18 protein-coding genes are annotated in these 20,223 nt (G+C 66.8%); 15 read left to right on the top strand and 3 right to left on the bottom strand.

Going from position 1 to position 20,223, the window contains the following annotated elements; translation table 11 throughout:
- Window positions 1–10 precede the first annotated feature (10 nt).
- The 5 genes from tdh to L0C59_RS02540 all read left to right on the top strand — a co-directional run bounded on the left by tdh (window position 11) and on the right by L0C59_RS02540 (window position 4,229).
- Window positions 11–1,042: an L-threonine 3-dehydrogenase gene (gene tdh / locus L0C59_RS02560; protein ID WP_243089652.1), complete on the top strand. Its 1,032-nt coding sequence runs from the start codon at window positions 11–13 to the stop codon at window positions 1,040–1,042.
- Window positions 1,043–1,115: 73 nt separating this feature from the next.
- Window positions 1,116–2,177: a PQQ-dependent sugar dehydrogenase gene (locus L0C59_RS02555; protein ID WP_243089651.1), complete on the top strand. Its 1,062-nt coding sequence runs from the start codon at window positions 1,116–1,118 to the stop codon at window positions 2,175–2,177.
- A gap of 9 nt (window positions 2,178–2,186) precedes the next feature.
- Complete coding sequence (gene mtnA / locus L0C59_RS02550; protein ID WP_243089650.1) at window positions 2,187–3,179, top strand: S-methyl-5-thioribose-1-phosphate isomerase; 993 nt, start codon at window positions 2,187–2,189, stop codon at window positions 3,177–3,179.
- Complete coding sequence (locus L0C59_RS02545; protein WP_243089649.1) at window positions 3,160–3,774, top strand: ComF family protein; 615 nt, start codon at window positions 3,160–3,162, stop codon at window positions 3,772–3,774. Before mtnA ends, L0C59_RS02545 begins: the two co-directional genes overlap by 20 nt.
- Before the next feature lie 56 nt (window positions 3,775–3,830).
- On the top strand, window positions 3,831–4,229 hold the full coding sequence (locus L0C59_RS02540; protein ID WP_243089648.1) for a DUF4258 domain-containing protein: 399 nt from the start codon (window positions 3,831–3,833) through the stop codon (window positions 4,227–4,229).
- On the opposite strand, the gene L0C59_RS02535 is transcribed toward L0C59_RS02540, so the two are convergent.
- A complete protein-coding gene (locus tag L0C59_RS02535) occupies window positions 4,226–4,594 on the bottom strand; it encodes a zinc uptake transcriptional regulator (RefSeq protein ID WP_219759893.1) in 369 nt (122 codons plus the stop codon). The two genes, L0C59_RS02540 and L0C59_RS02535, sit on opposite strands and share 4 nt — an antisense overlap.
- A gap of 57 nt (window positions 4,595–4,651) precedes the next feature.
- Between L0C59_RS02535 and L0C59_RS02530 the strand changes: the two genes are divergently transcribed.
- The 5 genes from L0C59_RS02530 to L0C59_RS02510 all read left to right on the top strand — a co-directional run bounded on the left by L0C59_RS02530 (window position 4,652) and on the right by L0C59_RS02510 (window position 11,327).
- Window positions 4,652–5,668, top strand: a complete 1,017-nt coding sequence (locus L0C59_RS02530; protein ID WP_243089647.1) for a YibE/F family protein — start codon at window positions 4,652–4,654, stop codon at window positions 5,666–5,668.
- 33 nt (window positions 5,669–5,701) lie between these two features.
- Entirely contained in the window at window positions 5,702–6,826 is a 1,125-nt protein-coding gene (locus L0C59_RS02525) for a metallophosphoesterase family protein (RefSeq protein ID WP_243089646.1), read from the top strand.
- Window positions 6,801–9,734: an AAA family ATPase gene (locus tag L0C59_RS02520; protein WP_243089645.1), complete on the top strand. Its 2,934-nt coding sequence runs from the start codon at window positions 6,801–6,803 to the stop codon at window positions 9,732–9,734. The genes L0C59_RS02525 and L0C59_RS02520 overlap by 26 nt, the downstream gene beginning before the upstream one ends.
- A 130-nt stretch (window positions 9,735–9,864) precedes the next feature.
- Window positions 9,865–10,242: a CBS domain-containing protein gene (locus tag L0C59_RS02515; RefSeq protein ID WP_243089644.1), complete on the top strand. Its 378-nt coding sequence runs from the start codon at window positions 9,865–9,867 to the stop codon at window positions 10,240–10,242.
- A 95-nt stretch (window positions 10,243–10,337) separates the two neighbouring features.
- Window positions 10,338–11,327: a pectinacetylesterase family protein gene (locus L0C59_RS02510; protein WP_243089643.1), complete on the top strand. Its 990-nt coding sequence runs from the start codon at window positions 10,338–10,340 to the stop codon at window positions 11,325–11,327.
- Here the strand turns inward: L0C59_RS02510 and L0C59_RS02505 are convergent.
- Both L0C59_RS02505 and recG read right to left on the bottom strand, forming a co-directional pair.
- Window positions 11,281–12,057, bottom strand: a complete 777-nt coding sequence (locus L0C59_RS02505) for a hypothetical protein (RefSeq protein WP_243089642.1) — start codon at window positions 12,055–12,057, stop codon at window positions 11,281–11,283. The genes L0C59_RS02510 and L0C59_RS02505 overlap by 47 nt on opposite strands.
- A 63-nt stretch (window positions 12,058–12,120) precedes the next feature.
- Window positions 12,121–14,448, bottom strand: coding sequence for an ATP-dependent DNA helicase RecG (gene recG / locus L0C59_RS02500; RefSeq protein ID WP_243089641.1), 2,328 nt, complete (start codon window positions 14,446–14,448; stop codon window positions 12,121–12,123).
- A gap of 15 nt (window positions 14,449–14,463) precedes the next feature.
- On the opposite strand from recG, the gene L0C59_RS02495 reads away from it, so the two are divergent.
- From L0C59_RS02495 to malQ, 5 genes are all read left to right on the top strand, one after another.
- Window positions 14,464–15,678: a M16 family metallopeptidase gene (locus tag L0C59_RS02495; RefSeq protein WP_243089640.1), complete on the top strand. Its 1,215-nt coding sequence runs from the start codon at window positions 14,464–14,466 to the stop codon at window positions 15,676–15,678.
- A complete protein-coding gene (locus tag L0C59_RS02490; RefSeq protein ID WP_243089639.1) occupies window positions 15,668–16,888 on the top strand; it encodes a M16 family metallopeptidase in 1,221 nt (406 codons plus the stop codon). The genes L0C59_RS02495 and L0C59_RS02490 overlap by 11 nt, the downstream gene beginning before the upstream one ends.
- Window positions 16,878–17,738: a DMT family transporter gene (locus L0C59_RS02485; protein ID WP_243089638.1), complete on the top strand. Its 861-nt coding sequence runs from the start codon at window positions 16,878–16,880 to the stop codon at window positions 17,736–17,738. The genes L0C59_RS02490 and L0C59_RS02485 overlap by 11 nt, the downstream gene beginning before the upstream one ends.
- Before the next feature lie 16 nt (window positions 17,739–17,754).
- Complete coding sequence (locus L0C59_RS02480) at window positions 17,755–18,627, top strand: 3-hydroxybutyryl-CoA dehydrogenase (RefSeq protein ID WP_243089637.1); 873 nt, start codon at window positions 17,755–17,757, stop codon at window positions 18,625–18,627.
- A gap of 78 nt (window positions 18,628–18,705) precedes the next feature.
- A complete protein-coding gene (gene malQ / locus L0C59_RS02475; protein WP_243089636.1) occupies window positions 18,706–20,208 on the top strand; it encodes a 4-alpha-glucanotransferase in 1,503 nt (500 codons plus the stop codon).
- Window positions 20,209–20,223: the final 15 nt, after the last annotated feature.

Here is a 20,223-nt window from a genome sequence, read left to right as displayed (position 1 = left end):
TGGCCCAGGTATGCGCGCTTTGGCCAAGCTGGCCCCGGAGGAGGGCCTAACCCTGGTGGAACGGCCCGTGCCCGAGCCGGGCCCGGGGGAGATCCTGGTGCGGGTGGAGGCCGCCAGCATCTGCGGCACCGACCTCCATATCTGGCGGTGGGACCATTGGGCCAGGGGCAGGATCAAGCCTCCCCTCATCACCGGGCACGAGTTCAGCGGGGTGGTGGAACAGGTGGGCCCCGGGGTCAAAAGGCCCCAGGTGGGGGACCACGTGAGCCTGGAAAGCCACATCGTCTGCCACACCTGCCCCGCCTGTCGCACGGGCAACTACCACGTCTGCCTCAACACCCAGATCCTGGGGGTGGACCGGGACGGCGGGTTTGCGGAGTACGTGGTGGTGCCCGCGGAAAACGCCTGGGTAAACCCGAGGGAGTTGCCCTTTGAGGTGGGGGCCATCCTGGAGCCCTTCGGAAACGCGGTGCACACGGTGTACGCGGGAAGCGGGGTGTCCGGCAAAAGCGTCCTCATCACCGGGGCGGGGCCCATTGGCCTCATGGCGGCCATGGTGGCCCGGGCCAGCGGGGCCGGGCCCATCTTGGTATCCGATCCCAACCCCTACCGCCTGGACTTCGCCAGGCCCTACGCCGACCGCCTCGTTAACCCCTTGGAGGAGGACCTCCTTTCCGTGGTGCGGGAGGTGACGGGAAGCGGGGTGGAGGTCCTCTTGGAGTTTTCCGGGAATGAAACGGCCATCCACCAGGGACTAAAGGCCTTGATCCCGGGGGGGGAGGCCAGGATCCTGGGGATCCCCTCGGACCCCATCCGCTTTGACCTGGCGGGGGAGCTGGTCATGCGGGGGATCACCGCCTACGGCATCGCGGGAAGGAGGCTCTGGCAGACCTGGATGCAGGGCACCGCCTTGGTCTACTCGGGCCGGGTGGACCTTAGCCCTCTCATCACCCACCGCCTGCCCTTAAGCCGGTACCGGGAGGCCTTTGGCCTCTTGGCCTCGGGGCAAGCGGTAAAGGTGATCCTGGACCCCAAGGCGTAGGCCTTGGGGTGTGAGGGGGTCCACCCTTGGGGGGCGGACCCCCGTGCTAGCCTTAGCGGCAAGGGGGGTGGGTATGGTTTCCCGCAGGCGGGTGCTCGTAGGCCTTTTGGGGCTTTCCCTGGCACGGGGGCAGGGGCTTCGGGTGGAGGAGGTGGTGGGGGGCCTCGAGGTGCCCTGGGCCCTGGCCTTTTTGCCCGACGGGAGCTTTCTGGTTTCCGAGCGGCTGGGACGGATCCAGTGGGTGCGGGGAGGAAGGGCCTCCCTTTACGCAAAGCTTCCCGTTTACCACCGGGGGGAGTCGGGGCTTTTGGGCCTCGCCCTCCATCCCCAGTTTCCCCAGGAGCCCTACCTCTTTGCCTACCGCACGGTGGAGGAAGGGGGCCTCAGAAACCAGGTGGTGCGCCTGAGGCACCAAGGGGAAAGGGGCGTGCTGGACAGGGTGATCCTGGACGGGATTCCCGCCCGCGCCCACGGCCTACACTCCGGGGGGCGGCTCGCCTTCGGCCCCGATGGGATGCTCTACGTGACCACGGGGGAGGCCTACGAGCGGGAGCTGGCCCAGGACCTCTCCTCCTTAGGGGGCAAGATCCTAAGGATCACGCCGGAGGGCAGGCCGGCCCCGGGGAACCCCTTCTTGGACCGCCCCGGGGCCAGGCCCGAGATCTACAGCTATGGCCACCGCAACCCCCAGGGTCTGGCCTGGCACCCCAGGACCGGGGAGCTTTTCGCCAGCGAGCACGGCCCCAGCGGGGAGCTGGGCTTTGGCCACGACGAGGTGAACGTGATCCTGGCGGGCGGCAACTACGGCTGGCCCCGGGTGGTGGGGGAGGGGAAGGATCCCCGCTACCGCAACCCCCTCCACTTCTGGCCCGAGGGGTTCCCTCCCGGGAACCTGGCCTTCTGGAGGGAAGCCCTGTACGTGGCGGGCCTCAGGGGGCAGGCCCTTTTGCGGCTCGTCCTGGCAGGGGGAAGGGGCAGCTGGCGGGTGGTGCGGGTGGAAACGGCCCTTTCGGGCTTTGGCCGCCTAAGGGAGGTGCAGGTGGGTCCCGATGGAGCCCTCTACGTCACCACCTCCAACCGCGATGGCAGGGGCCAGGCGCGTCCCCAAGACGATAGGGTGCTGAGGCTGGGTTAGGCTTTAGGGGTGGAAAGGATTTTGCCCTTTCGCTTTGATGAGGGGGAAGGGGTCTTCTGGCTTCTGGACCAGAGGAGGCTTCCCCTCGAGGAGGCCTTTGTCCCCGTGCGTACCGCCCGGGAGATGGCTGAGGCCATACGGGCCATGGTGGTGCGGGGGGCCCCGGCCATCGGGGTTTCCGCCGCCTATGGCATGGTTCTAGCCCACCTCAGGGGGGAGGACCCAGAGGAGGCGGACCGCCTACTACGGCAGAGCCGGCCCACGGCGGTCAACCTCTTCTACGCCTTGGATCGCATGCGCCCCCACTGGGGGAACCTGGCGGAAAGCCTTAAGGAGGCCCGGGCCATCTGGCGGGAGGTGGAGGAGACGGAAAGGGCCATCAGCCTGCACGGGGCCAAGGTGCTAAGGGGCCAGGTCCTAACCCACTGCAACACCGGTCCCCTGGCCACAGGGGGGTACGGCACCGCCCTAGGGGCCATTGTGGAGGCATACCGCCAAGGGCGGGTTTCCCACGTTTGGGTGGACGAAACCCGGCCCTACCTGCAAGGGGCCAGGCTTACCGCTTATGAGCTGCAAAGGGCAGGGGTTCCCGCCACCTTGATCGCGGACAACATGGCGGGCTTCCTCATGGCCCAGGGCCGGGTGGATGCGGTCATCGTGGGGGTGGACCGCATGGCCCTGAACGGGGACTTCGCCAACAAGATCGGCACCTATACCCTGGCGGTTCTTACCCACCATCACGGGATTCCCTTCTATGCCGCCCTGCCCCTCTCCTCCGTGGACCCAAGCCTGGAAAGCGGAGAGGGGATCCCCATAGAGGAGCGTTCCCCCGAGGAGGTCTTGGAGCTAAGGGGGGTGCGCCTCGCCCCCTTGGGGGTAGCCGCCTACCATCCCGCCTTTGACATCACCCCTCACCGCTACCTGACGGGGATCATCACGGAGAAGGGGATTCTCTACCCACCCTTTGACGAGGCCTTGCGGCATGCTCTGGGGATTTCTTGAGAGCCTCTTGGGCCATGCCTGCCCGGGGTGCGGGGGGAGGTTGGACGCACCCCTCCTCTGCACCGCCTGCCGCCGGGACCTCAGGGCTTTTGCCGCCGGGGAGATGGTTTACCTGGGCCTTTACGGACGGGTGGGGGGATTGGTGCGGGCCTTGAAGTACGGCAGGCGGTTCGGTCTCGCTCCCATCCTGGCCGAGCCCTTGGCGGAGGCGGTCTTGGCCCAGGGCTGGAGGCTTTCCGGGGTCACCGCCGTTCCCACCTTGTTCCCCAGGCTGGTGCTACGGGGCTACAACCCCCCTGAGCTCCTGGGCCGCATCCTGGCCGCCCGCCTGGGCCTTCCCTACCTGCGGGTCTTGCGGCGGAGGCGCTACACCCCAAGCCAGCCCACCCGGGGCCGGGCCCGGCGGCACCTGCCTCAGGACCTCTTTGTTCCCACCCTGCGGGTGGAGGGAGACTGGCTTCTCGTGGACGACGTCCTCACCAGCGGGGCCACCTTCCTTAGGGCCAGGGAAGCCCTCCTTAGGGCAGGGGCAGGCCGGGTCTACGGGGCCTTCTTGGCGGTGCGGGACCCTGGGGCCCTGGGCCCTTACCGCTAAAGCCCACACTTCTCCCTGCCCTTGGCCCTAGACTGGGACAAAGGGGGTGGGTATGCGTGAGGAAGTTGCGTAGGTTGTCGGACCTTCTCCCCCACCTCCGGGAAGGCCGCTACCGCTTGGGACCCCATGTGGCCAAGCACATGCTTCAGGAGGGTTTCACCGAGCCTGACGTGCTCAGAGCTTTGGAATGGGGCAGGGAGCTGGCCATCTACCCTGAGGACCAGCGGATGTTGGTCTTGGGCTACATGGTCTTTCCTCCCCGGCTGAAGCTCCCCCTGCACGTGGTGCTGGAGTACGCCACCCCGCGGCACGTGGACATCGTGACCGCCTTCATCCCCAAGGAGCCCTACCGGGTGTACTCCCGGGCCCGGCTTGCGGCCATCCTGCGCTTTGACGGGGCTTTGGAGGAGGTGCGCTGGAACCGGCCCAAGGAGGCCTACCCCGCGTGGGACTAGGCGCACTCCGGGCAACGGCCGTAGACCATGACCTCGTGCCCCTCGGCCAGGAAGCCCGGGGGCAGGTGGCCTTCCAGGGCCAGATCGCAACCCAGAAGCTCATACACCCTTCCGCAAAGGCGGCAGAGAAAGTGGTGGTGGTGCTCCCTTCCCGCGGGTTCGTAGCGGGAGGGTTCGCCGGGGAGGGCCACCGGGGTGAGGAATCCCTCCTCCACCAGACCCTTCAGGGTGCGGTACACGGTGGCAAGGCCTAGGGAGGGCACCTTCTTTCTGGCCAGCTCCAGGACCTCCTGCGGGGAAAGGGGACGGCCCGCCTCCAAAAAAGCCTCCCGGATGGCCCGCCGTTGCCGGGTGGAGCGCTCCATGGCTTTAGGATAGCAAGTTGAGAAGAAGTTTTCATCCGGAATGTGTAGAGTAGCCCTATGCGCCTTTGGGTACTGTTCGGTCTCCTTTTCCTCCCCGCCCTGGCCCAGGGGGATGGAGGCTACCTGGTGGGGAGGATCCTGGCCCTCGAGGCCAACCGGGGCGTGGTCCTGGTGGAGGTGGGGGAGAGAAGGCTGGAGGCCCTTCTTCCCGTGGACGGGGGCCACTACCGCGTGGGCCAGCGGGTGGTCCTCTACCAGGAGGGCGGCAGGACCTACGTCACCGAGCCCGACCGTGTCCCCTGGCTCCTGGGCCTTCTGGGCCTTTTCGTCCTTTTGGCCGCCCTCCTGGGCCGGGGAAAGGGGGTTAGGGGGCTTCTTGGCACCTTCCTGAGCCTTCTGGTGGTGGTCTACTTCGTGGTTCCTCGGGTGGCGGCGGGAGGGAATCCCCTCTTTTACGCCTTTTTGGGAAGCGTAGGGGTGCTTCTTCTCACCGTCTACCTGGTCCACGGGGTAAACCGGAAGACCACCGCCGCCCTCTTGGGCACCTTGGCCTCGGTGGCCTTTGTCCTGCTCCTTTCCCTCTTCTTCGCCGGGGCCATGGGGTTCACCGGTCTGGCCTCGGAGGAGGCCCTCCTCCTCCGGCAATGGGGAGGTGTGGACCTCCTCTCCCTCTTCCTGGCGGGGGTGGTGGTGGGCGCCCTGGGGGCCTTGACCGATGTGAGCGTGACCCAGGCGGCGGTGGTCCAGGCCCTAGCCCACGCCAACCCCCGCTTTGGCCTGGGGGAGCTCTACCGCAGGGGGATGGAGGTGGGGTACGACCACATGGGTAGCTTGGTGAACACCTTGGTGCTGGCCTACGCCGCGGGCTCCTTGCCCCTGTTTCTCCTCCTCACCAAGGACCCGACCCCCCTGCGCTTCCTGTTGAACACCGAGCCCTTCGCCGCTGAGATCGCCTCCATGGTGCTGGGTTCCTTGGGTCTCCTTCTGGCGGTACCCCTCACCACCCTGGTGGCGGCCTGGTTCTTCCAGGGGGGAAGGGGTGGGCCCCCCGAGGGCCATGGCCACACCCATTAGGGGGGAAGGTTGCCGGCTGGCATAATGGGAGCCGTGCGCCTATTGCACACCGCGGACTGGCATCTGGGCAAGGTATTAAAGGGCGTGGACCGCACCCCCGAGATCGGGGAGGCGTTGAAGACCCTTCTGGAGATGGTGGCCAAGGAGGGGGTGGACCTGGTGGTGGTTTCCGGGGACCTCTTTGACCGCCCCCAGGTCTCCGCCGAGGCCGAGGCCCTGGCGGTGGAGTTTTTCCTGCGCCTTAGGGAGCTTGGGGTTCCCGCCTTGGTCATCGCTGGCAACCACGATCCCAAGGAGCGCCTCGAGGCCCTCGCCCCCCTTTTTGCCCTGGCGGGGGCGGCGGTGCGGGGAAGGCCCCTTTTCCGGGAGGAAGGGGGGGTGGTGGAGGTGGGGGGGCTTAGGGCGGCCCTTCTGCCCTTCGTGTCCGAGCGCATCCTGGTGAAGAAGGTCCTGCAGGAGGCCGAGGAGCGCCACCGCCGCTACGCGGAGGCCCTAAGGCGGATCCTCCTGAACCTGGAAAGCCCCCTTATGCTGGGGCATTTTGCCCTGGAAGGGGTTCGCCCGGGGGCAGGGGAGTTCGTCTTCCACCTCACGGGGAGCTATGCCGTTCCCCCCAGCGCCCTGCCCCTGGGGGCCCGTTACGTGGCCTTGGGCCACATCCACCGTCAGCAGCAGGTGGCCGAAGCCCCCATGGCCTGGTACGCGGGAAGCCTCATCCAGCTGGACTTCGGCGAAGGGGAGGAGGCGGAGCGGGGGGTTTTGCTGGTGGAGGTGCCCGAGAGGGGGCCGGTCCGGGTGCACCCGGTGAGGGAGCGCTGGGGGAGGCCCCTTAAGACCCTGCGCCTGAAGCCCGAGGAGCTGGACGGCAGGCTTGCCGAGCTGGAGCGCTTTCCCGGCTACCTCCGGGTGGTGGTGGAGGGCAGGCTTTCCCCGGCGGTGAAGGAGAGGCTTTTCCAGGGGCTTCCCCATCTCCTGGCGGTGGAGACCGCCGGGGCCCTCGAGGATGGGGAAAACGGACCCTCGGCCCCGGAGCTGGGCTTGGTGGAGGCCTACCAACGCTACCTGGGGGAACGGGGGCGGGAGGAGGAAGGGCTTCTGGAGCGGTTCCATCAGGTGCTCAAGGAGGTGGAGCTTGAGGCCCTTGCGCCTGGAGCTTGAGGGGTTTGGCCCATACCGGGAGCGGCAGGGGGTGGACTTCTCCGATGTGGAGCTTTTCGCCATCACCGGGCCCACGGGAAGCGGGAAGAGCACCCTCCTGGACGCCATGGCCTTTGCCCTTTACGGGGTGGTGCCCCGGGTGGGGCGGAACGTGGGAAGCCTGGTCCACCCCGCCGCCAGCGAGGCCCGGGTCCGCCTAACCTTCCAGGTGGGGGGAAGGGTCTATAGGGTGGAGCGGGTGCGGGGGAAGAGGAGCGAAGGGCGGCTCTTTGAGCTGGGGTCCTCGGGGGAGCGGCTTTTGCCCCTGGAGACCCTGGAGGCCCTGAACCGGGCCTTGGAGGAGCTTTTGGGCCTCAGCTACGAGGCCTTTACCCGGGCCCTCCTGCTGCCCCAGGGGGAGTTTGACCGTTTTCTCAAGGGAGAGGCCAGGGAAAGGCGGAGGATTCTCCTGGACCTCTTTGAGCTTTCCCGGTTGGAGAGGGCTAGGGAAAAGGCGGCCTCCCGCAGGGCAGCCCTCTTGGAGGAGAAGGGCCGGCTGGAGGGGGAGCTTGCGGGGCTTCTTGGGGTGAGCCTCGAGGCCAAGGAGGACCTGGAAAGGGCCCTGGCGGACCTATCCCGGGAGATCGCCCGCCTTCAGGGCGAGAAAAGGCGCCTGGAGGAGGGGGTGGCGGAGCTAAGGGACCTTCAGGTGCTTCTTCTCCGCAAAGGGGAGCTGGAAGGCCGCCTGGGCCGCCTGCGGGCCGAGGCTTCCCGCATGGCGGAGGTGGAGGAAAGGCTCTCCAAGGCTTCGGAGGCGGAGGTGGCCCTCCCCTTGTGGCAGGACTTGCGGAGGAAGGAGGAAGCCCTGGCGGCCACGGAGAGGGAGCTGCAAAGGGTGCGCGCCCGGCTTGCCCAGCTGGAAGAGGACCGCCGGGCCCTGGCCTTTGACCCCGAGGCCCTGAGGGAGGCTCGAAGGGCTCTTTTGCAGGCGGAGGGGCTGAGGGCCCTCGAGGCCCTATGGCGGCGGGTGGGGGTTAAGGAGCACCCGGCCCCCAAGCGGGGCCTGGCTCCCGAGGCCTACGCGGAGGCCCTGGAATCCCTCCTCCAGGAGGAGGCCCTTTTGGCGGAAAGGGAGCGGCAGCTATCCCAGCTGGTGGAGGTGGGAGGGCGGCTAAGGGCCAAGGAGGAGGCCTTGGGCCAGGTCAAGGCGGCCTTGGAGGCCTTGGTGGTGGAGGGAAGTCGGGCCCGGGCCCAGGTGGAGGCCCTGGAGAAGGCCCTCAAGGGGGCGGAGGCCCACCGGCTTCGCCAGGAGCTGGAGGAGCTGGGGAGGAGGCGGGGGGTTTTGGAGGAGGAACGGAGGCGCCTCGAGGGGGAGCTTGCCCAGCTGGAAGAGGAGGAAAGGCGCCTCGGGCTTCTCGCCTACCGCGACCTTTTGCGGCCAGGGGAGCCCTGCCCCTTGTGCGGGGGTGTGGTGCACACCCTGCCCCATCCCCAAGGGGAGCAGGGGATTTCGGACCTGAGGAGGAGGCGGGAGGAGAGGGAGAAGGCCCTTAAGGGGGTCCTGACGGGGCTCGGGGCCCTGGAGGGGGAGGAGAGGGCCAAGCGCGAGGCCTTGGAGGCCCTGGGGGCTGAGCCCATTCCCAAGGACCCCAAGGCCCTGGAAAGGGAGCTTCTTGAGGCGCAAAAGGAGCTTCAGGAGCTCAGGGAATGGTACAGGGAAAAACAGGGGGAGGCCCGGGCCCTGGAGGAGGAGGTAGGGCGGCTTGCCCAGGAGATGGAGCGGTTATCCCAAGGGTTTTCCGGCCCTAAGGGAGAGGCGGAAAGGGCCTGGGAAAGGGCCCGGGAGGCCCTGGCCTCCTTGCGCCAGGAGAAGGAGGCCCTGGCGGCTGGGCTTTACCAGCTGTTACGGGAGAGGACGGGGGGCACCCCGGTGGCGGAGCACGTGGGGAGGCTTTCCCGAAGGTTGGAGGAGCTGGAGGAAAAGGAAAAGGCGGACCGCCACCTGGCCCAGGACTGGGAGGAAGCCTCCAGGACCCTGGCGGGGCTTCTGGCCCAGGAGGAGGAGCAGCGAAAGGCCCTGGAGGAGGCCAAGGGCCGGGTGGCAGGCCTGATGCCCGAGGAGGAGGCTAAGGCCCTTTACCTTCCCCCCAGGGAACGGGAGGCCCTGGCGGAGAGGATCCGGGCCCACCGGGAGGAGCTTGCCCAGGTGGAGGCCCTCCTGGAGGAGGTGGAACGGGAGGCCAGGGCGCGCTTTCCCGGTTCCCTTCCCCCCTTGGCGGAGGTGGAGGCCCGCCTAAGGCGGGAGGAGGAGGAGCTTTCCCTGGTGCAGGGGAGCCTCGAGGCCAGGATGGGGGAAAAGGCCGTTTTGGAGGAGCGGCTTAGGGAGATGGGGGAAAGGCTAAAGCGCCGCCAGGAGCTTATGGCCCGCCTGGCGGAGGTGGTGCGGGAGGTGGATCTCTGGGAGAAGCTGGCCTTTGACCTCCAGCAGAACAACTTTCCCGCCTACCTCCTGGGCCTCAGGCAGAAAAACCTGGTGGAGCGGGCGGATGAGCTCATGGCCACCCTTTCCGCGGGGCGCTACCGCCTGCGCTCCAAGGAGGACGAGTACCAGGTCCTGGACCTCTGGACGGAGGCGGTGCGCCCGGTTAAGACCCTTTCCGGGGGGGAGAGCTTCCTGGCAAGCCTCTCCTTAGCCCTAGCCCTCTCCGAGGAGCTTTCCCGGGGGCGGCTTGGGGCTTTGTTCCTGGACGAGGGCTTCGGTACCCTGGACCCGGAAACCCTCGAGGTGGTGGCAGGGGTGCTGGAGGCCCTTCCCACCCGAGGGCGGCTGGTGGGCATCGTCACCCACGTGGAGGCCCTGGCGGAAAGGCTTCCCGCCAGGCTTTTGGTGCGCAAGCATCCCTCGGGAAGCCGGGTGGAGTGGGCCTAGGGATTACGGGTGGAGTGTAGGAGATAAGGGTAAAGGGACTTTCGCCTCTAGCCAAGGGGATACCCTGGGGGTATTGTGCAAAGTGCCCGGATCCCTTAAAGCCCCGTCCCACCGGGCGCGGAGGTGTGCCATGAAAAAGGCCAAGGACATCATGTCCACCGAGGTGGTGAAGATCCAGGGGTCGGCCACGGTGAAGGAGGCCATCAACCTCATGAAGGAAACCGGCCTCCGGGCCCTCATCGTGGACCGTAGGAACGAGGACGACGCCTACGGCATCCTCACGGAAACCGACATCGTCTACAAGGTGATCGCTTACGGAAAGGATCCCGCCACGGTGCAGGTGCATGAGATCATGACCAAGCCGGTGATCACGGTAAACCCGGACCTGGGCGTGGAGTACGTGGCCCGCCTCTTCGCCAACACCGGCATCCGCCGGGCTCCCGTGATCCAGGGTGAGGTGATCGGCATCGTCTCCGTGACGGATATCCTGCGCAAGGCAGTGTTCTAGGGCTCTAGCAGAGGGAAAGGAAGGCCCCCTCGAGGGGGCTTCTTTTTCTTGACTTGGTCTAAGGGGGCAGGTAGACTCCTGGCGGAGGTGAAAGCGTGCGGCGGCTTTTAGCCCTGATCTTGCTCCTGGGTTTGGCCCTGGCCCAGGGCCTCGAGGCCATCTGGAAGGCGGTGGAGGTGCCAGGAGGCGTGTGCTCCGATGGTTCCCCCTATCGGTTCTACGTGAGCCCAGGGGATCCCAAAAAGGTGGTTATCGACTTCCAGGGGGGCGGGGCCTGCTGGGACGTCGCCACCTGTGGCCCGCAAAGCCAGACCTACCGCAGGCGGGTGGATGTCCAGGAGCTTCTTCTGGCCCAGGGCATCTACAACCGCCTGAGCGTGGCCAACCCCTTTTACGGCTGGACCCACGTCTTCGTGCCCTATTGCACGGGGGATCTCCACGTGGGCCGGGCCACGGTGGACTACGGGGGCTTCAAGGTCCACCACCAGGGGGCCAGGAACGCCCTGGCGGCCTTGGAGTACGTGTTCCGCAACCACACGGACCCCGAAAGGGTCTTCGTCACCGGCTGCTCCGCCGGGGCCTACGGGGCAGTGTTCTGGGCGGATAAGGTGCTTTCCACCTATAAAAACGCTCGGATTGCGGTCTGTGGGGACGCGGGGGTGGGGGTGCGTACCCCGGATTTCCCGGGGTTTGGCGTGTGGAGCCCGCGCCTGCCGGAGCTTCCCGGCCTGCCCCCGAATCCCCAGGTGGCCGAGATCTACCTTGCCCTGGCCAAGGCCTTCCCCAAGGCCCAGATCGCCCAGTACACCACCCTTTTGGACGGCACCCAGATCTTCTTCTACGGGCTCATGAAAGGGGAAAGGACGCCCTCGGAGGCCACGGCCCAGGAGTGGGTGGAGGGAGCCATGAAGGCAATCCTGGCCCCAACCCAGGCGGAAAACTACACCTTCTACCTGGCCCCGGGGGGCCAGCACTGCATCCTGCCCCGGCCGGAGCTTTACTCCTTGAAGGTGGGGGAGGTTTCCTTCCTGGAGTGGCTTAGGAGCCTGGCGGAGGGGAAGGTGGCGCCCAGGGTACGCCCTTGAGGCCGAAGGCCGCAAACCACGCCTTAAGCTCTGGAACCTCTTCCAGCAGGATGGCGTGTCCCTTCTTCCGGTCCAGGGGGGCGGCCTCGAGGAAGGCCAGGAGGAGGCCGTCCCCCTTCCTTTCCAGGATTTCTTGGGACTTCAGGGTGAACTGGGCCTGGAACCATAGGGCGCTTTTCAAGTCCCCCCGCCTCCTTTCGTAGGCGGAGAGGCTTCGCCTTTCCGGTTCCAGGCGGCTCAGGTGGCGGCTAAAGGCCAGGAGGGCTTCCGCAAGGTCCGGCCTGGCCTTGGTGAGGCCCAGGAGGAAGAGGTGATTGGCGAAGAACTCGTCCAGCCACCTTGCCCCCGTCCTCAGGCGCCAGGCCACCTGCAGGGCGTGGGCGTACTCGTGGCCCAGATTTAGGTCCAAGAAGGCGGGGATTTCCATGGGAGGTGGCCCCAGGGGAAGCAGGACCTCCCGAAAACGGTGGAGGAGCCTTTCGGGATAGGTGAGGGGGGCAAAGAGGGAAAGCTTCCCTCCCTCGCTTCGCTGAAAGGGCAGGCCGTAGGGATAGGGCACGAGGGCCCGCCAGTCCCCCTCGGAAAGGAGGTAAAGGGTGACGGGGGGTACCGGGGCGTAGGCGGTGTAGGCTTCCCGCAGCTCCAGGAGGTAGCCTCGGAGGCCTTCGGCCCTCAGGACCCCTCCCTCGGAGGCGAAGGCGGGGATATGGGGGTGGGGCAGGGCCCTCATCCCGGCGCTTTCCACCTCCCCTGGGCGGCCTCCAAGAGTCCCTTCCCTTTCCCTGGCATACCTCTAGATGACCTCCCGGAAGCCGATGCGCTCCGCCTGGGCCCTAAGCTCCTCCTTAAGGGCCTGGTGCTGGGGTAGGGAAAGGTCGGGGTCGGTCTCCAGAATGCGTTTGGCCAGGGCCCGGGCCTGCTCGATGACCTCGGTGTCCTGGGAGAGGTCCCCCAGTTTCAGCTCCGGGTAGCCGGACTGCCGGGTACCCCTTAGCTCCCCAGGGCCCCTTAGCTTCAGGTCCATCTCGGCGATGTAGAAGCCGTCTCCCGATTCCTCCAGGACCTTAAGGCGCCTTAGGGTCTTCTGGCTGGTTTCCCCAGCGATGAGGATGGCGTAGCCTTCAAGCCCCCCTCGTCCCACCCGGCCCCTAAGCTGGTGGAGCTGGGCCAGGCCGAAGCGCTCGGCATTTTCCACGATGATCAGGCTGGCCTTGGGGATATCCACCCCCACCTCCACCACGGTGGTGGACACCAGGAGGTGGAACTCCCCCTTTCGGAAGGCTTCCATGATGCTATCCTTCTCCCGTGCGGGCATCCTGCCGTGGAGAAGGCCCATGCGCACCTCGGGGAGAAGGGCCTTAAGCTCCTCGTAGAGGGCGGTGGCCGCCTTTAGGTCCAGCTCCTCGGATTCCTCGATGGCCGGGGCCACCACGAAGACCTGATGCCCCTTTCTCACCTCCTCCCGGGCGAAGGCGTAGGCCTGGAGGCGGAGGCGGTGGGGCAGGACCTTGGTCTTAACCGGCTTCCTCCCCGGGGGCATCTCGTCCAGGAGGCTGACCTCGAGGTCCCCGTAGAGGGTTAGGGCCAAGGAGCGGGGGATGGGGGTGGCGGACATCACCAGGACATCGGGGGGAAGCTTGGCCAGCTTCAGGAGGGCCCGCCGTTGCAACACCCCGAAGCGGTGTTCCTCGTCCACCACCGCCAGGCCCAGGTCCTTAAACCCCACTCCCTCCTGGATGAGGGCGTGGGTGCCCACCGCCACCTGGGCCTCCCCGGAAAGAAGCCTCTCGATAGCCCCCTCCCGCTCCCTGGGGGTCATGGAGCCCAAGAGGAGCTCCACCCTAATCCCCAAGGGGAAAAGGTACTGGGTGAGGTTCTGGTAGTGCTGTTTGGCCAGGATCTCCGTGGGGGCCATGAGGGCCCCCTGGGCCCCGTTCATGGCGGCCAGGTAGAGGGCATAGGCGGCCACCACGGTTTTGCCCGAGCCCACGTCCCCCTGCAGGAGGCGGGCCATCTGCCTGGGGCTTTGCATGTCCTGGGCGATCTCCGCCATGACCCTTTCCTGGGCCCGGGTCAGGGGGAAGGGAAGGGATTTCTTGAAGGTTTCCGTCCAGGTTGCCTCCACCTTAAAGCTCCGCCCTAGGACCATGCCCCCGGCGTCCAGGAGGGCCTTTAGCTCCAAGAGGAGGTACTCGTCAAACTTTAAGCGGAGGAGGGCCTTTCGCAGGGCCTCCTCGTCCTCGGGGAAGTGGATCTGGCGAAGGGCCTCGGTATAGGGAAGAAGGCGGTGCTCCTCCCGGTAGGGCTCGAGGGGGTCGGGGAGGGGGAGGGCGGCCTCCAGGGCCCGGTGGACGGTGCGGCGCAAAAAGGCCTGTCCGATCCCCTCCTTGGCGGGGTAGATGGGTACGATCCGGCCCGTGGAGAGGGACTCGGTGCCCTCGTTCTCAAAGTGCTCCACGTAAAGTTGCACCCCGTTTCGCCGCTGCACCCTCCCCGTGACGATGAGGGTCTCCCCCTCCTGGATCTGGGAGAGGACCCAGGTCTGGTTGAACCAGACCAGGGTGATGCGGAAGCCCCAGGCGTCCTGGGCCCGCACCTGCACCAGCTGCATCCCCTTCTTGGGGGTTTTCACCAGCTCCTTGCTCAGCACCCTCACGGAAAGGGTGGCCTTCTGGCCGTCCTCCAGGAAGCGTACCCCGGGGAGGGTCCTGCGGTCCTCGTAGCGGCGGGGATAGTAGTGGAGGAGGTCCCGCACGGTGTGGAGGGAAAGCTCGGAAAGCTTCTTCCGGCTTTGCGGGGGCACCAGGAGGTGGGCGGGGTCCTGGGGGGCGAGGCGGCGGGACGGGGAGGGGATGGAGGCCGCCTGGGCCCTGGGGGGAGGGGCCGTCAGGCCGTCTTTGAGGAAGCGGATGGCCTCCAGGAGGATCTCCCTTCGTTCCGCCGGGGTCTTTCCCCCGTATCCCTGGAAAAGGCTCTGGAGCCTGGGGAAGGGTTTGGCCAGGTTCTGGATGAGGTTTTCCAGGCCCCCCACCACCACCTGGTCCCTGGCCCCATCCTTCAGCTCCCGCAGGATGGGCCTGAGGAGCCTTTCCCGAAGTTCCCCTTCCCTCACGCCCTCCATGATACCCTTAGGCCTGTGAGCCGCGTGGAGCGACTGCCGAATGGTCTCCTTCTGGCCCTCGAGGAGCGGGACTACCCCGGGGTGGCCTTCCAGCTTCTGGTGCCCGCCGGGGCGGTGAACGAGCCCGAGGGGCTACTGGGGGCCAGCGCCCTCATAGAGGGCTGGCTTTGGAAGGGGGCGGGGGAGCTGGATGCCCGGGGCCTGGCCCAGGCCCTGGACGCCTTGGGGGTCAGGCGGCAAAGCGGGGTGGGGCTGGAGTACACCCTCTTTTCCGCGGCCTTTTTGCCGGAGGTGCTGGAGGAGGTCTTCCGGCTCTATGCCCTTCTGCTCCTTAGGCCATGGCTTCCCCAGGAGGGCTTTGAGGCGGTGAGAAGCGTGGCCCTACAGGCCCTCCTCTCCCAGGAGGACCAGCCTGCCAGGAAGCTTTTCTCCGAGCTCCGGAAAAGGGTCTTCCTCTCCCCCCACGGCCGGGACCCCTTGGGGGAGGAGGAGGGCCTGAAGGGGGCCACCCCTGAGGCGGTGCGGGAGGACTATGGGCGCCGCTACACCCCTAAGGGGGCGATCCTGGCGGTGGCGGGAGGGGTTTCCTGGGAGAGGCTTTTAGGGGCGGTGGAGCCCCTTTTGGCCTGGGAGGGGGAGGAGGCCTTTTACCCACCCCCCCTTCTTTCGGAGCCCCATTCCTTTACCCACAAGCGCCCCACGGCCCAGGTGCAGATCGGCCTGGCCTACCCCGATGTGGGGCCGGAGGACCCCTGGTTTTACGCGGCCAGGCTGGCCTTGGAGGTGCTTTCGGGAGGCATGAGCAGCCGCCTCTTCACCGAGGTGCGGGAGAAAAGGGGCCTGGTCTACGTGGTGAGCGCCTTTCCCGCCGGGGTTAAGGGCCAGGGCCTCCTCATGGCCTACGGGGGAACCACCAAGGAGAGGGCCAGGGAAACCCTGAGGGTCATGTTGGCGGAGATGGAACGCCTGGCGGAGGGGGTCACGGAGGAGGAGCTTTCCCGGGCCAAGGTGGGCCTGAGGACCGCCTTGGTGATGGCGGATGAGCCCATCCGGAGCCGGGCGGCTTCCATGGTCCGGGACCTTTACATGCTGGGGCGGATCCGGCCCCTTTCCGAGATCGAAGGGGCCATAGAGGCCACGGGTCTTGACGCGGTGAACGCCTTCTTGCGGGCGCATCCTTACCGCAACCCCTGGGTGGGGCTTTTGGGCGAGGTGGACGATGTTTCGTGAGGCTGAGCTGAGGAATGGCCTGAGGGTCATCGCTGAGGTGCTTCCTGAGGCCCGCAGCGTGGCCTTGGGCTATTTCGTAAGGACCGGGGCCCGGGACGAGGCCCTCGAGGAGAGCGGGGTCAGCCATTTTCTGGAACACATGGTCTTCAAGGGCCCCGAGGGAATGGACGCCCTTTCGGTGAACCTGGCCTTTGACCGCATGGGGGCCCAGTACAACGCCTTCACCTCCGAGGAGGCCACGGTCTTCTACGGGGCCGTGTTGCCGGAGTTCGCCTTTCCCCTTCTGGAGCTCTTCTCCAGGCTCATGCGCCCCGCCTTGCGCCAGGAGGACTTTGACACCGAGAAGAAGGTGATCCTGGAGGAGATCGCCCGCTACCAGGACCGGCCCGGCTTCATGGCCTACGACTGGGCCCGGGCCCGGTTCTTCCAGGGCCACCCCTTGGGGAATAGCGTCTTGGGGACGGTGGAAAGCATCACGGCCCTCACCCGGGACCAGATGGCCCGGTACCACGGGAGGCGCTACCTTCCGGGAAACATGGTCCTGGCGGCCACGGGGAAGGTGGATTTTGAGGGCCTGGTGGCCGAGGCGGAGCGGCTTACAGAGGGTTGGCCTGTGGGGGAGGCGGGGAGGGCCTACCCGCCCTTAAGCCCCGCCCAGGGGGTGGAGGAGCACCCCTACGAGAAGGCCCGGGCCCTGTATCTGGTGGGCCTTTTCCCCGGGGTGGGCTACCAGGAGGAGGAACGCTTTGCCGCCCAGGTGCTGGCCCATCTCCTGGGGGAGGAGGGCTCGGGGCGGCTCCACTTCGCCCTGGTGGACACGGGCCTCGCCGAGGCGGCCTCCTTTGGCCACGAGGAGGCGGACCGGGCGGGCTTCTTTCACGCCTACGTGCAGGCGGACCCGGCCAACAAGGAGGCGGTGCTGGCCGTCCTCAGGGAGGAGCTTGGCCGGATCGTCCTCGAGGGGGTGCGGGAGGAGGAGGTGGAGAAGGCCAAGACGCCCCTGGCCACGGCCCTGGTCTTCGCCGGGGAAACCCCCATGGGGAGGCTTTTCCACCTGGGGATGGAGTACCTGTACACGGGCCGCTACCTTTCCCTTTCCGCCATCAAGGAGCGGGTGGGCAGGGTGGGGGCTGAGGAGGTAAACGCCCTTTTGGAGAGGGGTTTCTTGCGCCAAGGCCTTTACTACCTGGTGGGTCCTCATGGAACCTAGGGCCCTGGCCGCCGCCCTCCTCACCATCCTCTTCTGGGCCAGCGCCTTCGCGGGCATCCGCGCGGGGTTACAGGGCCTGGGTCCAGGCCACCTGGTCCTCCTGCGCTTTCTGGTGGCCAGCGCCCTCCTCCTCCTCTACGCCCGGCTTCAGGGCCTCCCTCCCCCCAGAAGGGAGGACCTTCCCCGGCTTTTCCTCCTGGGGTTTTTGGGCATCACCGTGTACCACACCGCCTTGGTCTACGGGGAGCTTACGGTGAGCGCCGGGGCGGCGAGCCTCCTCATCGCTACGGGGCCGGTGTTTACCGCACTGCTTTCCTACTTCCTCCTGGGGGAACGGCTTCGGCCCATGGGGCTTGGGGGATTTCTCCTGGCCTTCTTGGGCTCCTCCTTCATCGCCTTTGGCGAGGGGGGAGGGGTGTCCCTGAGCCCGGGGGCTTTCTTGATCCTGCTGTCCGCCCTTTCCACCTCCTTGTACTTCGTTTGGCAGAAACCCCTTTTTGCCCGCTACGGCAGCCGGGAGATGACGGTGTACACCCTGGTCTTGGGTACCCTGCCCCTTTTGGTGTTTCTACCGGGCATGGGGGAGGCCCTGGTCACCGCCCCACGCCCAGCCCTTTTCAGCGCCCTTTACCTGGGGATCTTCCCTGGGGCCCTGGCCTACCTCACCTGGACCTATGCCCTTTCCCGCACCCCGGCCTCCCGCCTGTCCAGCCTTTTGTACCTTTCCCCGGTGCTGGCCATCCTCATTGCCTACCTTTGGCTGGGCGAGGTGCCTTCCCCCTTGTCCCTTCTGGGGGGGGCCTTGGCCCTTCTGGGCGTCCTCTTGGTGAACCTTAGGGGCGTAAAATAGCCCCCGAGGTGCCGGTATGGAGGTAAAGCGGATCGGCGTGGTGGGCGCAGGGCAGATGGGAAGCGGCATCGCCCAGGTGGCGGCCCAGGCGGGTTTTGAGGTGGTGCTGGTGGACGTGGCCGAAGCGTTCCTGGAAAGGGGCCTAAAGGCCATCGGGCGTTCCCTAAGCAAGCTGGTGGAGAAGGGTCGCATTCCCCCACAGGACCTCGAGGCCACCTTGGGGCGGATCCGCACCACCGTGGTCCTGGGGGACCTGGCGGAGGCGGACCTCATCGTGGAGGCCATCGTGGAGGACGAAGGGGAAAAGCGCCGCCTCTTTGAGCGCCTGGGAAGCCTGGTGAAGCCCGAGGCCATCCTGGCCAGCAACACCTCCTCCATCCCCATCACCGCCTTGGCCCGCTATTCGGGGAGGCCCGAGCGCTTCATCGGCATGCACTTCTTCAACCCCGTGCCCCTCATGGGGCTAGTGGAGGTGATCCGGGGGGAGCTCACCGCGGAGGAAACCCGGGATGTGGTGGTGGAGGTGGCGAGGCGGATGGGCAAGACCCCCCTCGAGGTGCAGGACTACCCCGGCTTCGTTTCCAACCGCCTCCTCATGCCCATGATCAACGAGGCCATAGAGGCCCTTAGGGAAGGGGTGGCTACCAAGGAGGCCATCGACGGGGTCATGCGCCTGGGGATGAACCACCCCATGGGGCCGCTGGAGCTTGCCGACCTCATCGGCCTGGACACCTGTTTGGCCATCATGGAGGTGTTGCACCGGGGCTTTGGCGACGACAAGTACCGGCCCTCCCCCCTTCTTCGCCGCATGGTGCAGGCGGGGCTTCTGGGCCGCAAGACGGGCCGAGGGTTTTACACCTACGACGAGAAGGGGAACCGGGTGGGCTAGGCCGGCTCCCCAGGGCCTGGCGGGCCTAGGCTCCGGTAGGCCCTGGAAGGGTTTCCAAACCTGGGGTAAACTGGGCCCATGGAGCTTCCTCGCGCCTACGGCCTACTTCTGCACCCCACGAGCCTCCCTGGCCCTTACGGGATCGGGGTCCTGGGGGAGGAGGCCTTCGCCTTCCTTCGGTTCCTGGGGGAGTTCGGGGCCCGCTACTGGCAGGTTCTGCCCTTGGGGCCCACGGGATACGGGGACTCCCCCTACCAGGCCTTCAGCGCCTTTGCCGGGAACCCCTACCTCATAGACCTCCGCCCCTTGGCGGAGGTGGGGTACCTCCGCCTCGAGGACCCGGGTTTCCCCCAGGGTCGGGTGGACTACGGCTGGCTTTACGCCTGGAAGTGGCCGGCCCTCAGGGAGGCCTTCCGGGGTTTCCAGGAACGGGCTGGCCGGGAGGAAAAGGAGGCCTTCCAGGCCTTTTGGGACCGGGAAAGGGGCTGGTTGGACGACTACGCCCTTTTCATGGCCCTGAAGGCCCATCACCGGGGCCTTCCCTGGAACCAATGGCCCATGCCCCTGCGCCTGCGGGAGGAAAGGGCGTTACGGGAGGCGGCGTCGGCCCTTTCCCAGGAGGTGGCCTTCCACGCCTGGACCCAATGGCTTTTCTTCCGGCAGTGGCAGGCCCTTAGGGAGGAGGCGGAGGCCCTGGGCCTCTCCTTGATTGGGGACATGCCCATCTTCGTGGCCGAGGACTCCGCGGAGGTCTGGGCCCACCCTGAGTGGTTCCACCTGGATGGGGAAGGGAGGCCCACGGTGGTGGCGGGGGTGCCCCCGGATTACTTTTCGGAAACGGGCCAGCGTTGGGGGAACCCCCTGTACCGCTGGGAGGTGCTGGAAAGGGAAGGATTCTCCTTCTGGATAGAGCGCCTTAGGAAGGCCCTGGAGCTTTTCCACCTGGTGCGCATCGATCACTTTCGCGGCTTTGAAGCCTACTGGGAGATCCCCGCCTCCTGCCCCACGGCGGTGGAGGGGCGTTGGGTGAAGGCCTCGGGGGAAAAGCTCTTCCAGAGGATTGGGGAAACCTTTGGCCGCGTGCCCATCCTGGCGGAGGACCTGGGGGTGATCACCCCGGAGGTGGAGGCCCTAAGGGACCGGTTTGGCCTTCCGGGGATGAAGGTCTTGCAATTCGCCTTTGACGGGGGGATGGAAAACCCCTTTCTGCCCCACAACTACCCCCCCCACGGCCGGGTGGTGGTCTACACCGGCACCCACGACAACGACACCACCTTGGGTTGGTACCGCACCGCCACCCCCCACGAGAGGGCTTTCCTTGCCCGCTACCTGGCGGAATGGGGGATCGGTTTCCACGGGGAAGAGGAGATCCCCTGGGCCCTCATGCACCTGGGGATGAAGTCGGTGGCCAGGCTTGCCCTTTACCCGGTGCAGGATGTGTTGGCCCTGGGAAGCGAGGCCCGGATGAACTATCCCGGGCGCCCCTCGGGCAACTGGGTCTGGCGGCTTCGCCCGGGGGAGCTGAGGCCGGAGCACGGGGAGCGGCTTCTTTGGATGGCTAAGGCCACGGATAGGGTGTAAAGGCAGCCCACCCTG

Origin of the sequence: Thermus neutrinimicus, assembly GCF_022760955.1 — a bacterium.
Lineage (GTDB): Bacteria > Deinococcota > Deinococci > Deinococcales > Thermaceae > Thermus > Thermus neutrinimicus.
This window is presented reverse-complemented; position numbering and strand designations above follow the sequence as displayed.